Consider the following 15701-nt stretch of genomic DNA (forward strand, 5'->3'; position numbering starts at 1 on the left):
TTTTCTAGCGGCTTCTCTCCGCAAGACCTCGTGGTGTTGCAGTTGCCTTTCACTAGTAGTTAGCATTTAATGGAACCCATTAAATGCTGATCTTCCTACAGAGGACTTTCACCCCATTAGTTCACACCCATGCTGAGCGTACCAAGGCTAGGCAAAAACATTACGCTACGCTCTATTGGACACCGCATCCGCGGCGCCTTTACTAGCGGCGTTATGACTCCACAGGGATCGAAGAATGATCACCAAGAAATATACCCTAATTGCAATGTCTGTCGTGCTGACTGCGTGCGCGGGTGTCACTGAGCCGATAAAGTTTAAAGCTTCTAGTGTCTTAACAGAGGACTATTATCACGCCACCAAAGTAACAAATGGTGTTGTCCTGCTAGACGTAAACTGGGGGCGTTGGTGGGACTGTGGAGGCTATGAAAATGCGCAACTCATTAGCATGGCATTCGATAAGCTACCAATGAGCTCTATCAATAATGAAGCCGAGCCAGCCCTTGTACTGCATAGCCCTTCACGCTTGGCTGTTGATCCAGTGTTTACAAATTATGCTTACTCTCTAGAGCCCGGAGAATATGCGATCAGCGCCTTTAGCATCAAGGCAGCAAAGTCTGTATCCAATGTAGGTTTTCTTACGGCGCAACGAGATAAACTGTATTCTGCTGGCAAACCCGTTGGTGGTACATTCACAGTTAAGCCGGGCGAGGCCGTTTTTATTGGCAACTTTTACCTAGATTGCGCTTATGGTCCAACATTATGGCGGTATCACTCAGATGGTAGGGAGGCATTCGATGATCAGGTCAAAGAGTACGCTAGCCGCTTCCCTTACCTCGATCTAACTAATGTGCAATTCCGCTTGTTTAAAACAAAAGAATTCGGCAATGACTATAAGCTCGTGCCATGAATTGGCTCCCTGTCATAACAAATTGCGCAAGCGGGACAAAGTGCTGCGCACTTCGCCCCCTCGCAAGGCGATAGCACCACATGAACATAAAGTATCTTTTATTAATTACATTTTTGTTTCCGCTGATAGCTTTGGCTGAAACCAGCACATGCTTTGGGACGACTTCCAATGGCAGCCTTACTAATGGAGTGAAACTGCCATCCGAAGGGGAAAACTACGTAGGCTATAGCACTATAGCGAGATTGACTGGTCGTACCTACGTTCATTCAGAAGTAAGAGATATCATAGTATCTGCATATAAAGACTTAGAAACTGAACAGCCAACAAAGGTCTACAAATACGCAGAAACAGGATTTAAGGATGGTGGCCAATTCAAGCCTCATAAAACCCACAGAAATGGACTTTCAGTTGATTTCATGACTCCAGTAAAGGATAAGAATGGAAAATCAGTCCATTTGCCAACAAACGCATTAAATAAGTTGGGTTACAATATCGAGTTTGATGCTAATGATCATTATGATGGCATGTACATTGATTACGAAGCGATTGCAGCTCATGTTGTAGCTTTACACAAACAAGCCAAGGAACATGGGCATGATTTATGGCGAGTGATTTTCGACCCAAAATTACAGCCAAATTTATATAAGACAAAGTATGCGCAGTATTTGAAGGAATATATCCAGTTTTCCAAAAAACGGTCGTGGGTCAGGCATGATGAACACTACCATGTTGATTTTGCTATACCGTGCAAATAACAGTGCTAAATCGGGTAGCCGGTAGTTTTTAGCTACCGGCCCTCACATCACCCATCATGCAGGTCCGCTATGGGCGGTTCCCTATCCGTAATGAATCTCTACCCAACGATAGCGTCGAGCTGCTCTTCATTTGAGTTGAGTGTCATGGCAGTGCGCTACCTCAACTTATCCGACAGGAAACATATCGACAGGCTAGCCCTGCCTTTTAACTCATGGAGTTTGGCTCCAGGCCTTCACCCTGTCCAGGGTATTAATCTTGGCATTTGGCTACTATGCCGTCGGCTGACTTCTGTTTAATTACCTTGATCATTACTGACCGAGGCGTCGCTGTGTCCCACCATTTTTGTTTACCCCACGATGGTGGCTAGTGGGTTGGACCTACTTATGAGTCAGCGGCCACCTGACAGCTTCATAGCAGCAAGCTAAACAGATCTCCCCAGATAAGAACATCAACTTTCACTACACAACTGCATCATTGACCCTACCCGCTTGATCACCCGGCTTCGGTGTCCTTGGCCACCTCGCCTTCAGGCTAAGCCTTATATGATATTTCTGTCCGTCCGCTCGTAGTTTTGCTAGCAGCTTCCTTCCCACAAGACCTCGCGGTATTGCAGTTGCCATTCGCTAGTAGTTAGCATTTAATGGAAACCATTAAATGGTGATCCTCCTACAGGGGACTTTCACCCCATTAGTTCACGCCCATGCTGGGCGTACCAAGCGTAGGCACGGGAAAAATTTTCCGCTGCGCTCCAAATTTTCCCGTGCTACGGGCGTTAGCCATCAGATTCGAGATGGAGCATGAAGCTTCAAGGTAAAGTAGTAAATTGGAATGATGATAAAGGCTTCGGTTTTGTTGAGCCTAATGGTGGAGGCGATCGTGCTTTTGTTCACATTAAAGCTTTTAAGCCTCGTTCACGTAGGCCTGTTAATGGTGAAGTCATCATCTACGAACTAGTCAGAGAAAATAGTAATCGGTTTAAAGCTATAAATATCAAATTTGCTCGAGATACTGAAGCTTCAAGTAATCGAAGCAAATCTAAAGGTGGTGGCAACTTTGGTGTAGCTTTTATAATAGTTTTTTGTGTTGGCCTTTCGACATCGATCGTTGTCGGTAAATTACCGTTAATCGTTGCTGGCTTGTATGTTGCAATGAGTTTAATAACATTTATCGCTTACGCAATTGATAAGTCCGCTGCTCAAAATGGGCGTTGGAGAACAAAAGAAAGCACATTACATTTGTTTTCAACATTTGGTGGTTGGCCTGGTGCTTACTTTGCTCAAAACAAGTTACGTCACAAGTCGAGTAAAAAAGAATTTAAAAGTGTTTATTGGGTAACTGTCTTTTTGAATTTAGGTGGCTTAATTTGGCTTCATACTGAAAAAGGAACAAAGTTCCTTAATAACACAGTTGTTCCATTATTGAATGGCTAAATCAGGTAGCCGGTAGCTTTTAACTACCGGCCCCCACACCACCCATCGTGCGGGTCCGCAATGGGCGGTTCCCTATCCGTAATGAAGCTCTACCCAACGATAGTCTCGAGCAGATCTTCATTTGAGTTGAGTGTCATGGCAGTGCGCTACATCAACGTTAACCGACTGGAAACATATCAGTAGGCTAGCCCTGTCTTTTAACTCGTGGATTTTGGGTTCAGGCCTACACCCTGTCCAAGGTATTAATCTTGGCATTTGGCTACTATGCCGTCGGCTGACTTCTGTTTAATTACCTTGATCATTACTGACCGAGGCACAGCTGTGTCCCACCATTTTTGTTTACCCCACGATGGTGGCTAGCGGGCTGGGCCTACTTATGAGTCAGTGGCCACGCTGACAGTTTCACAGCAGCAAGCTAAACAGATCTCCCCAGATAAGAACGTGAACTTTCACTACACAACTGCATCATTGACTCTACCCGTTAGATCACATGGCTTCGGTATCCTTGGCCACCTCGCCTCCAGGCTAAGCCCTATATGATGTTTCTGTTCGTCAGCTCGTAGTTTTGCCAGCGGCTTCTCTCTGAAAGACCTCGTGGTGTTGTAGTTGCCATTCACTAGTAGTTAGCATTTAATGGAACCCATTAAATGGTGATCTTCCTACAGAGGACTTTCACCTCATTAGTTCACGCTCATGCTGAGCGTACCAAGTCAATTAACTACGCGCCTTTGGCGCCCGACAGCTTACACTCCGCTTCGTTATGTTTCTGAGGATGACTAGTGCATAAAGATCAAGTTCGAAGATTTTATGAGGTTCTTTGGGATGCCCACGATAAGAAAGCAATGCCATCGATCCTGCATGAGAGCTTCTCCTTTAGAGGATCATTGGGGCAGGAAAAGCGAGGTCTCAAAGGTTTCGCTGAATATGTCGATATGGTTCACAAAGCGCTGGGTGATTTAAAGAGCCTTGAAAACCAGCTCAAGAAAAACGAAATATAACAGTCGCAGTCAGCAGGGCCATCGCTACGCGTCGACCTATGCTGCATAGGCGTAAAATCTAAGCACCATGAAATCTAATATATTCCTATTCCTACTATTCTATTTATTCAGTTTCATTTCTGACGCGGTAGGCATTGAGAATCCGGCAAAAATTATCAACGCAAAGATTGTAACCAATCAATTAGATCGCTATATTTCACTAAGCTGTCAGAAAGGTCAAAAAACGGAAGTGTTTGCCCTTACTGATCACCCTAAAGGCTATGAACTCTCTATTCCTAAGGGTTCAATTTCTGGGTGCCTGCAAGGTGAATACTTAGTTATTGAAGGAGACAATAGAATTCTATTATTCTTTGAATCCAACCCTCAGCCCGTATATAGAACCAAGTAAACTAACCAAGATTTAACAAATATCTGCATCTGACGGCCTACACTCCGCTCGCTTTGTACTGTACGCTTACGCTAGCACAAAGCGGCTCCGTTCCGGCGGCGACTGAGCAAGGCGTTAGTTTCCACCAGGCTTCGATCAATGAAAGTTATATATCTAACCTTATTAATCATCCTTTATTCTCAGCGAGCCATTTCGTTTGAATATGATCATAAGGATTTAAGCTTTGATTTGAATAATGCCACTGACATTGTTATTGCCAAGAAAATCTCAGGTCGCATCGCGTACGCAGATCTGACACATGAAATTAGCTCATATAACGCAAAGCCTATTGAGTGGCGTGACTCTCCAGCGTGGGAGAGATTGCAAGATCTGAATCGAGATATCGACTCAACTTTCTTGGTATTGAATTCAATCACGGGTACTTTTGAAATAGGGGATCGATTTACATTTAATGACTCATGGATACCTGTTGAATTGGGTTCAGTTCAACTGTATTTTCTTTATCAGAAAAACAATCAAATCCAGTCTAATCCATGCCATCGAATACCAATCGGCGATAACAAACAATCAATCGTCGAGCTTTCTTCAGATCCTAATGGGATTATTGATTTGGTTTTACGCGACAAGCTATCATTTTGCGATTCAAAAAACTGACAAAGCAATGCACTGGACTTCCTGTGCATTGCTTTATTTTGTGCTTTAATCGCACAAAATCAATCAACTACGTTCCGTCCAGTGCTTAGGGCGTTATGACTTCCAAATATGAAAGAGATTAAAGAAAGAATTATAAACGCGGGATTAGGTGAAAAAGGGTTGCCGGTATTGGCCAGAATGGGTGAAGATCCAGGAAAGGAATATATAGAACAACTGCTGTCTGATTTGCATTCACTATTTCAAAACCTAAAAAGTTCAAGCAGTTTGAGCAAAGAGTTGTCGTAGGCCTTGTACTGTATAGGCCACTATCCATATATTGAGTACTCAGCATGGATTGATAAAGGTGCAACATTTAGAGGCAACCTAATTGACCCTCAGATATTTCAGTTAGAAATGGCCGTTGAAAGTATATTTTGTAATGAATGGTTGGAGTATGTTAATTAATCAAAGTAAAATAATAATAAAAAGCTCTTACGGAAAACCTACGGGTTGCTTCGGCGTCCGTAAAGCTTTGCATTAGTTATCAACAAGGACAAGAAATCAACGAGATGAAATATTTATTTGCAATAATATCTGGCTTAACTTTAATCTCATGCGCGACCCAAAAAACATATTGGGAACATCCTGAATACGGAAAGCTTGATGGGAACAGTCCGATTGTCTCGTCGGATAGAGATTCCTGTGGAGTTAAGGCATATAGTAAAGGGATTACAATGGATGGGACCTTATATACTGATCGAAGTAAAGTTATTTCCAAGGTGGTAGAAGATTCATTAGCGCGAATAAGAAGCGGAAGTCAAGCAGAGCCAGAGTATTGGAGTGAATATCAAGCACTAGAAAAAGAGTCGATTGAGTGCTTTAAAAACAAAGGGTGGACACGAAGTAAATAGCTAAATCGAGTAGCCGGTAGTTTTTAGCTACCGGCCTCACACCCCCCATCATGCGGGTCATGAATACTAACCGGTTGGACCTACTTACCAGTCAGTAGCCACGCTGGCGGAATCACTGAAACAAATTACACATATTCCCCAAGATAAGAGTATAAAATTTCACAAATCAGCTGCATCATTAACCCTATCCATTAGATCACGTGGCTTTGGCACCCTTGGCCTCCAGATTAAGCCATATAGGATGTTTCTGTTCGCCAACTCATAGTTTGGCTCGCGGTTTCCTCCCCACAAAACCTTATGGTATAGCTATTCGCTGGCAGTTAGAGGTCATTAAACGGTGATCTTCCTACTGGGGGTTTTCATATGTCAAGTGCGATTCTTATTGCCCCCATCCTTTACGCAGGCAATATAGGGCCCCATAATCGCTCTTTATCCATAAGCAAGATTAGATTTCTTGCCTCAAATACACATGGAAATATGTCAATAGCATATATGATTAATTGCCGAACACTCAAAGCTGGTATCTAGTGAAAACTCCCAAACGTCTACAGCCTCTCATCGATGATGGCTTAATCGATGAAGTTATCAGCCGCCTAATGAGCGGCAAAGAAGCCGATATATTTATTGTCCGTTGTCGTGACGAAATTCGTTGCGCCAAAGTCTATAAAGACGCGAATAAGCGTAGTTTTAAAAAGGCCGCACAGTACCAAGAAGGGCGTAAAGTTCGCAGTGGTCGTCAAGCACGTGCCATGCAAAAACGGTCAAATTATGGCCGCCAACAGCAGGAAGAGATTTGGCAAAATGCCGAAGTTGATGCTTTGTCCCGTTTAGCACGCGCTCATGTACGAGTTCCCAAGACTTTTGGTTGTGTTGACGGTGTACTATTGATGGAGTTAATCACTGACGAAGCAGGCAATGTCGCACCACGGCTTGGCGATGTGACAATGTCAGAAGAGCAAGCAATTCAAGATCATGCATTAATGATTCATTACATCATGCTCATGCTTCACGAGGGAATTGTACATGGTGATTTATCCGAATTTAACGTGCTAGTAGATGATTCCGGCCCTGTGATTATCGATTTACCCCAAGCTGTTAATGCCGCTGCCAATAACAGTGCACAAGAAATGTTCACTCGCGACGTCGACAATATGCGTCGTTATTATGGCAGATTTGCCCCCTCTTTATTACAGACTCAATACGCCAAGGAAATGTGGGCACTGTTTGAAGAGGGTAACTTAACGACTAGCTCAACGCTCAGCGGCAAGTTTGATGATGACGATGACAGCGCCGATGTCGATGCCGTGCTAGAAGAAATCAAAGCGGTGATGCAAGAGGAACTGGAACGGAAAGAGCGCATACGAGAATCTTCAGAAGATGCATAAATTTAGATGAAAGCACCCGGTTTAGTAACCTTATTGGTTGCTGCGGGTATTGTTTATTACCCTATTGCACAAATTAGTGCACACACACATTAGGACACCCAAAGGCTGGAGGATGCTGTGTACTGCAGAACAAGCTCTCTTTCTGGGGGCTCTTACCCTTTGATTTATAGGTAAGAGAGATTAAGTTCTGGGAATTGATATGCAGATTTTTGGAAATGCTATTTTGGATACAAGAATGGTAATCGTGTTATAGAGTATTTGGGGTAGGAGTAGATTAGCAGGGTGTGGCTGAGAGGAAACGCCGGCAATCCCTATTCCGTGTACCCAGCGTTTATCGCGTTGGATGCAAGCTTGCTTTACCGTCTCCACTGATCCCACCAAACCTTTAAAGCGGCTTTCAAAGTTCCAACTGAGATAGAGCCAGTGTTTTGCTGAGATGCCCAGCCGCTCAAGGATAAGGGGCGCCTTTTGAGAAATGGCACCGCGCTTTTTGGGGGCTAAATGCCGGCCACTCCAGTCTACTAACGCCAAATAGTGATCCAGCTGAAATGGCAACCTTTCGGCATATCAAGGCCACTTTTCCACTAAGCCCCTCATTGAGCAATATCTTGTAAAAACACACCGGAGAATTGAAGTGTAAAGCCCTCGACTAAATAACGGCTGTCCTAGTAAGAACTCGGTCGCTAAGTAACTAACCCCAAAATACTAAGCGGCTAAATACTACCCTTAAACTTAACTAAAAATTAATGGTCTAGTAACTCCGCATTAGTCGGGTACTTTTCAAGGAGTTCAATAAGCTTTTTAGTGCTATCTACAGGCTTTAGGCTGGTAAGCGTTCTTCGTAAAGCTCTTATCGTTGCAATATCTTTCGAGTTGAACAGGATTTCTTCACGGCGAGTACTGCTTTTAGCAATATCCAAGGCAGGGAAAATTCGCTGTCTCGCAACTTCCTTTGACAATACTACCTCCATATTTCCCGTCCCCTTAAACTCCTCAAATATCACCTGGTCCATTCGGCTTCCGGTATCCACGAGGATCGTTGCCAGAATTGTAAGTGAACCACCACCTTCTATCTTCCTCGCAGCGCCAAACAGCTTTCTGGGGATCTCCATAGCCCTGGCATCTATCCCGCCAGACATTGTACGTCCCCTGCCACTCTGCTGTGCATTATGTACCCGTGAAAGTCTTGTCAACGAGTCAACCACGATCATCACATCCTGGCCCTCACCGGCTTCCTTACAGGCCCTATCATGGAGTTCATTAGCTACTCTCACATGCTCTTCATAGCTATGATCAGAAGAGGACGCATAAACTTCGGCCGGTACACTTCGCTTAAAGTCAGTAACCTCCTCTGGCCTTTCATCAATAAGCAAAGCGTACAGCTTTATTTCGGGGTAAGCCTCCCCCACTGCTTGGCAGATATGTTTCAGGATAGTGGTTTTGCCACAGCCCGGTGGAGCCACAATCAAGCCTCGCTGCCCCTTACCAATTGGCGTAATCAAATCCATCGCCCTTACCGTAAGTTGCTTAGAGCCTGACTCAAGGCGAATAGGCTCAGATGGATTAATAGCTACTCCATTTAAGAACCGCTTCTTTGGATCAGAAGTATCCTCTTGCTTTTTATCAGCCTTCTTAGGCTCCGTATTTCTCTTTACCTTTAAGGATAATATTTTTCTGGACATAACATGCTCTTTATAAATCAATCGAGACCGGGGAGATTGTTAATGATTGTCGATGGCTGGACAAAAGATTAGTACTCCCCCAAATTGGATACTATAGCCAGAACTTGCGGCTAAGCTATTACCCTTCCGAACCCAAGGCAGACAAATAGTCCTATTAAAACATGAGAACACCGATTAACGTCAGCCGTAACCATCGAAACACCAATCAGAAGGTTGAAAAAAACGAAGAACCGCTACTGATTGAAGGTGTACACTAGGACACCCACAGATTGAAAGATGACACTGGAAATGATACAGGCTTTCCACGTTAACGGCCATTTCTCCTGGTCTGGCTCGGACGAAGTGAAATGCTGAAAAAATATACTTTAGGTTTGAAAATTACGTAACTTTGGTCAAATAGGCCTTTGGATTGCTCACCTGAGGTCGCGGCACGAATACGCTACTGAATGGAAGTGTGATCAGAGTCCAGCGAGGTTTTTTCAATGTCAGCTCGGACAGGATTGAGATCGACATAGCCTATGCAGGCGGCCAAGGCTCTTTCATCCAGTAACGCCTTAGACTTGAAATGGTCCTGCCAGGAGAAGCCTGTACAGTGATCTTCTATGTTGGCTTGGTGGACAATAGATTCGTTTAGGCAGTGCATGAACCAGCTGATATCCATTAATCACTTTCGCCATAGCTCAATCAACTCTTTAAGTTTGCTCTCTTCACAACGGTCCAACGAGGCACCATGAATGAAGCGCTGAGCCAAGTTATATGCTTTAAATGGTTCCTGCCAGCGGGGAATGACCTCAGTATCGGACCAAGTATTGGCCGTTATAGCATCAATATAGAACACCACATGATAGTGATTGCTCATTACCGCATAGGCAGCGATATCTCCCGCAAAGATAACAGCCAGCCTTTGCATTTCAATCTCAATCCACTGACGTCGGTGCTCATAATCCCTCCCCCACCTCCATAAAGGAATGCTCTGCTTACACAGCGGGAGACTCAGTGACAGTTTGGAGTCGCATCAAGAGAGATCTGTGAGCGGCGAGGCTGGGTGATTGGGTATGGGCTTAATTATTAATTTTCGTATTGTGTCAATGGTTGTGAAGCCTTAAGCTCTACCTTTGATAGGTGTCAAGAAACGGCCTTCTAAGATAACATAAACCGGCCCCATTTCTGTGGCGGCTGAGTAAAACGTTATATGAAATCGATATGAACAAAATAGAGCTTGCTCGAAAATATATGGACATATTCTATGAATCAAAGGACTTTGATTCATTAGACCTAATACTAGATGAAAAGCTGGGTTTTGAAGGGCCATTGTTTAAATGTAAATCGGCCAAAGAATATATAGAATCTCTGAAAGCTTCGCCTCCAGTTGATGTATCGTATGAGATGGTAGAAGAGTTTCACAATCCGAGTTCAACATGTTACATATATAAATTTACTAAAAATTGTAGAAGTACATTAATAGCTCAAACATTTCATTATAAAGTGGATCGTATTAGCAAAATTCGTCTTATTTTTAATCCAGAGGAAATCTCATAAACCGGGTAGTCGATAGATTCTAGCTACCTGCCGCACATCATCCACCGTGCGGGTCCGCAATGGGCATCTCTCTATCCGTAATGAATATCTACCCATTGGATCACATGGCTTCGATGCCCTTGGGCTCCTCCCTACAAAACCTTACGAATTTGCAGTTGCCATTCGCTAGTAGTTAGCATTTAATGAAGTCTATTGAACATTAATCTCCCCACAAGGGACTTTCCCGATGCTAATACGCTTATCCAGAGGTACTAAGAGGTTCTAGTCAACACCCGATGTGTAGGAAAGCTATATACAAAATACAGGCAACACGATAACACAACAAGGAGCTCTACAATGAAGTGGGCATTTATCGACTACGAAAACGTCGGTGGCATGGAAAAAATAGACCTTTCGCAATATGAAAAAGTGATCGTATTTCTTGGGGCAAAACAACCAAAGCTAGATTTTGGGGCATCAAAATATGATTCGCCAATCAACTTTATCATCATTCAAATAAAGGCTACTCAAGCAAATAATCTAGATTTTCATCTTGCCTACTATTTGGGTAAGTTTGATCATGAAGCAGGAAAAGATATCACGTTTGAGGTTATTACAAATGATAACGGATTTACGCCATTGATCTCTCATTTGAAGTCAAATGGCAGAACATGCAAGCACATTAAGCATGTTACTGTAGCCGCTACTACTCAAAAACTATTGAGCTCACTTACAAGATCGCCTAAGGAAAAACGTCCCAAAACCGCTTCGTCATTAAAAAATCATATTGCGGCGCACTTGAAGCTACAAGGTAATGACATCGCGGTTCAAGGCCAATTAAATAAGCTGGTGCAAGAGAAAAAAGTAGTACTAAATGACGAGTCTGTAGAGTACCAGTTTTAAATTAGATAGTCGGTAATTCTAGCTATCGACCCACAGTATCCATCGTAAGATCCGCAATGGGCAGCTCTCTATCTGTAACCCACCGATAGTCTCTAGCATGTCTTCACGATGTCCGAGGTACTAGTATTAGGCTACTATGTCGCCAGCTGAATTTTGTTTAACCCCCGAGGTCATTACTAATCGAGTCAATATTGTATTCCAGCATTTTTTTATCCGTGCGTTGGTGGCTAGCAATTTGGGGATACCTACGAATCAGTATCCATACTGACAGCTTTATATCAGTAAATTAAACAGATCAGTGCGTGAAATTTCACTACATAAATACATCATTAACCTTACCCATTAGGTCATCCCCGCTTCGGTGCCCTTGGCCACCCCACCTCCAGGCTACGCCTTATATGATGCTTCTGTTCGTCATCCTGCAGATTCGCGAACAGCTTCCTCTTCATAAGACCTCACGCTGTTGCCATTCGCTAGCAGTTAGCATTTAATGAAACGATTAAACGGTGATCTTCCTACAGAGGGCTTCCACCCTATTAGTCCACGCCCATACTGGGCGTACCAAATAAAGGCACCCGATCGACATAGAACCCATCGCTTTGGTTTTCAACTGGACCCTTCAAGCGTAATATCACAAATTGTTAATATTGAGGAAAGAAAATGGATTTAAGTTCTCTACCTTTATTTGTTGTCGCTTGCTTAGCAATCAATATGATACCTGGCCCAGACGTAACCTACATCGTATCGAATACAATGAAAGGTCAAATGGCAAGCGGTATAAAAGCTGCTATTGGGCTAGGTGTTGGATATTTTGTCCACACACTAGCAGCTTGTTTGGGTTTGTCGGCAATAATCCTAAGTTCTGCCATGGCTTTTAGCATAGTGAAGTGGTTGGGTGCAGCCTACTTGGTATACTTGGGTGCCCTGTCTTTACTTTCCATGTGGCGAGGAAGTAATAAAATTGTTGTTGAAGAAAGTACTGATGCAAATAAAAACATATTTATTCAAGGTCTCATTGTTAGCGTTTTGAACCCGAAAGTAGCATTGTTTTTTCTCTCATTCTTACCTCAGTTCATCGATACTTCGACCGATTTAGTATCGTTACAAATATTGATACTGGGTTTACTCTTTAGTACTTTAGCTACAGTATGTAATGTTCTATATGCTTCAGCTGGAACTTGGTTGTTTAGCAAATCAAATTCTAAGCAATTCTCTCGAGCACTCGAAGGCGTATCTGGAGCTCTACTCATCGGGCTGGCTGGGAAAATTGCCTTCACTGAACGTCAGTAGTATCAACTGGGTAACCGGTAGTTTCTAACTACCGACCCCTCCCCCATAGTACGGATCGGCATAGGACGGTTCAGCATCTGTAGTAAATTTTTCACAACGTTAGTGTCAAACGGCTCATTCATTTGAATTGAATGACATGGCAGAAAACTACCTCAAATCAATAGCAGTATGCTAAACAGATCCCCCCAGATAAGGACTTAAACAATCACAACTCATTTACTCTATTTGTTAAATAATATCGTTCCGCTGCCCTTGAATGTCTACACTCCAAAATAGACCTTACGTGATGATTCTGCGGTTTCTTCACCAAAAGAATACTGTGTTATAGTTACCATTCGCTAGTAGTTAGTATTTATGGATCTTATTGATGGGTGAGCTTCCTACAGAGGGCTTTTACCCCATTCAGACAATACTCATACTGGATGTACCAAGTACCAGCAATCCAACATTTATCCTAACACTTGTTTTCTGTTCGCTGCACCTATAAGCCTACTCCCTAGATGCTGTTGCAGTAAGAGTTAGAGAGCCCACGAATTTTAGACTAGGCTTAATATGATAATAAAACTTGACAATTTTAGCGAAGATATGGCAGATCAGATTTTCACAATATTTCAACGCTCCTATAAGGTTGAAGCTCAATTGATAGGTGTTACTGACTTTCCTCCACTATCGCGAAGTGCGCAAGATATAAAGAATTCTAAATCGCGGTTTTATGGATTTATTGACAATGAATGTCTAGCCGCAACTATCGAGATTGCTATAGAAGATAGGCGATTAGAAATTAATAGTTTAACTGTTGACCCAGATTATTTTAGGAAAGGAATAGCAGGTAAATTGCTAAGCTACATTCTTGATGAATTTGAATTTATAGGAGCAATTGTAGAAACAGCTGCTGTAAATGAGCCCGCAATTAATTTATATAAAAAGTATGGTTTTGTTGAGTTTAAACGATGGATTCCGCCTCATGGCATTAAAAAGGTGGCATTATCATTAAAAAATTCGCTCTAAATCGAGTAGCCGGTAGTTTCTAGCTGCCAGCTACCCACGCCATCCATCACAGGGTCCGCAATGGGTGGCTCACTACTCTCAATGAATTTCTACCCGGCGACAGCCTCAAGCAGGCCTTAACCATGTCCAGGGTAATAATCTCAGCAATAGGCTATTAGGCCATCAGCCAACTTCTGATTAATCACCTTGATCATAACTGACCTAGGCGCTGTTATGTTCCAGCACTTTTTTATCCCTTCGATGGTGGCTAGTGGGTTGGGCCTATTTATGTAATCAGCAGTGACAACTTAATTGCAACAAGCTAAGCATAACTTCCTATATAAGAGCGTGAATTTTCACTACACGACTACCTCATTTACTCTACCCATTTGATCACTTGGCTTCTTGTCTTCAGCCACCTCGCCTCACGGCTAAGCTCTGTATGACAGTCTCTTTCGCACTTCGTAACTTTGCTTGGGACTCCCTTCCCACATGACCTCACGGTGTTTCAGTTGCCATTTGCTAGTAGTTAGCATTTAATACCTCTCTTAAATGGTGATCTTTCTACAACGGACTTTCAACTCATTAGTCCGTATCCATACGGCAGTACCAAGACAGCATGCTGTGTGCTCTCGGCACCGGACAGCTTACGCTTTGCTACGGGTTACTAAGGCGTTAAATGCTAAGGAAACTATGAATATTACATTACGCTCAACCGGGTTATTTGGAGTTCTATTTTTTGGAATTCTATTCTCTATTACATTCTTGTCGCCTGAGAGCATAGAAGAATCAGCAAAAGGATTTGTAAAATACCAAATAGAGAAGGAGGTTCGAGAAAAACAGCATCTTGTAAGCGAATCTACAGTTGCAAATCAAGCGCTGAGCATTGCTAATAGACTTGGACTGGAATCGGAAAAAATTAAAGAAAACTTAGATAATAATCTACCGCAAAAAATAGCAAGTGTAATTGCCTCTATGTGTGGTTATGACTGTGAAAGACAAAAGGCTTTGGCTCAGTCTATCACGGCAAGCTACCTCGATCGCCTTAAGAGCATTAAAGTTGCGCAACATACACTTGGCGATCTTATTAAGGGAAAGTACCTTGAGATAGTGGGAAATTTAAAACTTGACCTTCGTATATTCCTTGGGTCAAATTTTCTAATGTTTCTTATCCTCTTGGCTGTATCTTTCGCTAAACCAAAAGCAGTAGCTCACTTGTTCTTACCTGCAGTGCTTTTGTTCGTTGCTACCATCATATCTTCCGCCATATACACATATGGTCAAGATTGGTTTTATACCATCTTATACAATGACTATATGGGTTTTGGATACCTGGCCTATATCTCTGTCATTTTTGGCTTGCTGGTTGACATCGCACTTAATAAGGCACGAGTCACAACTGAGCTAATAAATGGTATAGCAAATGCCTTGGGCTCGGCGCTTTCAGTACTTCCGTGCTAAAAATGTATTGAAATCGGGCAGCCGGCAGTTTCCAGCTTCTGGCTACCCACTATCTATCGTTCGGTTCTATAGTGTGCGATTCTCTATCCACAATGCATTCCGACTCGCAGACAATTATCTGTTTTGGGATAAACAGGCATCCCCCCGAGTAAACCATGCATCCATATGTTTATCCAACCCAGAACAGAATAAACGTTTGAAATAGCTTTCAAAATTTCTGAATTAGATAGAGCTAGAGATTATATACCCAATCTACTTGAAGGCCTATAAAAGACTAAAAAGCCTGAAAGGCTTTTATATTACCGAGTATTTAGGGGCCGTTCATGTACAAGGAATAGTAGTCAAGTCGCTGATAATCACACTTAACGCATCGTCACAACTTAGATCTAACTTACTGATTTTTAATGGTTTTTTAGTGCTTTTATGGTAGATTGATCCCTGAATAGTTTAAA

16 protein-coding genes are annotated in these 15701 nt (G+C 42.8%); 13 read left to right on the plus strand and 3 right to left on the minus strand.

The features are described 5' to 3' along the window. The first annotated feature begins 235 nt into the window (after positions 1-235). The 8 genes from ACJJI5_RS18390 (at position 236) to ACJJI5_RS18425 (ending at position 7408) form a co-directional block, all read left to right on the plus strand. The gene (locus tag ACJJI5_RS18390; protein ID WP_444915796.1) at positions 236-907 is read left to right on the plus strand and encodes a hypothetical protein; all 672 of its coding nucleotides are present in this window, start codon (positions 236-238) and stop codon (positions 905-907) included. Between the two features lie 80 nt (positions 908-987). Then, a complete protein-coding gene (locus ACJJI5_RS18395; protein ID WP_444915795.1) occupies positions 988-1662 on the plus strand; it encodes a penicillin-insensitive murein endopeptidase in 675 nt (224 codons plus the stop codon). 798 nt (positions 1663-2460) lie between these two features. Continuing rightward, positions 2461-3093, plus strand: coding sequence for a DUF1294 domain-containing protein (locus tag ACJJI5_RS18400; RefSeq protein WP_445354879.1), 633 nt, complete (start codon positions 2461-2463; stop codon positions 3091-3093). A 779-nt stretch (positions 3094-3872) separates the two neighbouring features. Then, complete coding sequence (locus ACJJI5_RS18405; RefSeq protein WP_445354880.1) at positions 3873-4091, plus strand: nuclear transport factor 2 family protein; 219 nt, start codon at positions 3873-3875, stop codon at positions 4089-4091. Between the two features lie 526 nt (positions 4092-4617). Further along, positions 4618-5133 carry a hypothetical protein gene (locus tag ACJJI5_RS18410; protein ID WP_445354881.1) on the plus strand — a complete coding sequence of 172 codons (516 nt, stop codon included), beginning with the start codon at positions 4618-4620 and terminating at the stop codon, positions 5131-5133. A gap of 108 nt (positions 5134-5241) precedes the next feature. Continuing rightward, on the plus strand, positions 5242-5418 hold the full coding sequence (locus tag ACJJI5_RS18415) for a hypothetical protein (RefSeq protein ID WP_445354882.1): 177 nt from the start codon (positions 5242-5244) through the stop codon (positions 5416-5418). A 263-nt stretch (positions 5419-5681) separates the two neighbouring features. Next, a complete protein-coding gene (locus ACJJI5_RS18420; protein WP_444912330.1) occupies positions 5682-6023 on the plus strand; it encodes a hypothetical protein in 342 nt (113 codons plus the stop codon). A gap of 527 nt (positions 6024-6550) precedes the next feature. Then, entirely contained in the window at positions 6551-7408 is an 858-nt protein-coding gene (locus ACJJI5_RS18425) for a PA4780 family RIO1-like protein kinase (protein WP_445354883.1), read from the plus strand. Positions 7409-8151: 743 nt separating this feature from the next. Here ACJJI5_RS18425 and rho read toward each other — a convergent pair. The 3 genes from rho to ACJJI5_RS18440 all read right to left on the minus strand — a co-directional run bounded on the left by rho (position 8152) and on the right by ACJJI5_RS18440 (position 10000). Next, on the minus strand, positions 8152-9090 hold the full coding sequence (gene rho, locus ACJJI5_RS18430; RefSeq protein WP_445354884.1) for a transcription termination factor Rho: 939 nt from the start codon (positions 9088-9090) through the stop codon (positions 8152-8154). 439 nt (positions 9091-9529) lie between these two features. After that, the gene (locus ACJJI5_RS18435) at positions 9530-9751 is read right to left on the minus strand and encodes a hypothetical protein (protein WP_445354885.1); all 222 of its coding nucleotides are present in this window, start codon (positions 9749-9751) and stop codon (positions 9530-9532) included. A 3-nt stretch (positions 9752-9754) separates the two neighbouring features. Then, positions 9755-10000 (minus strand): hypothetical protein, encoded by a 246-nt coding sequence (locus ACJJI5_RS18440; RefSeq protein WP_445354886.1) that lies wholly within the window; start codon positions 9998-10000, stop codon positions 9755-9757. A gap of 293 nt (positions 10001-10293) precedes the next feature. Here ACJJI5_RS18440 and ACJJI5_RS18445 point away from each other — a divergent pair, with 293 nt between their 5' ends. The 5 genes from ACJJI5_RS18445 to ACJJI5_RS18465 all read left to right on the plus strand — a co-directional run bounded on the left by ACJJI5_RS18445 (position 10294) and on the right by ACJJI5_RS18465 (position 15249). Then, on the plus strand, positions 10294-10629 hold the full coding sequence (locus ACJJI5_RS18445) for a hypothetical protein (protein ID WP_445354887.1): 336 nt from the start codon (positions 10294-10296) through the stop codon (positions 10627-10629). 336 nt (positions 10630-10965) lie between these two features. After that, positions 10966-11511, plus strand: coding sequence for a PIN domain-containing protein (locus ACJJI5_RS18450; protein WP_445354888.1), 546 nt, complete (start codon positions 10966-10968; stop codon positions 11509-11511). A 660-nt stretch (positions 11512-12171) separates the two neighbouring features. Next, positions 12172-12801: a LysE family translocator gene (locus tag ACJJI5_RS18455; protein ID WP_445354889.1), complete on the plus strand. Its 630-nt coding sequence runs from the start codon at positions 12172-12174 to the stop codon at positions 12799-12801. A gap of 585 nt (positions 12802-13386) precedes the next feature. Next, positions 13387-13809: a GNAT family N-acetyltransferase gene (locus ACJJI5_RS18460; protein WP_445354890.1), complete on the plus strand. Its 423-nt coding sequence runs from the start codon at positions 13387-13389 to the stop codon at positions 13807-13809. A gap of 672 nt (positions 13810-14481) precedes the next feature. Beyond that, positions 14482-15249 (plus strand): hypothetical protein, encoded by a 768-nt coding sequence (locus ACJJI5_RS18465; protein WP_445354891.1) that lies wholly within the window; start codon positions 14482-14484, stop codon positions 15247-15249. Positions 15250-15701 lie beyond the last annotated feature (452 nt).

The organism is Microbulbifer maximicatervae (SeqCode) (assembly GCF_052467955.1).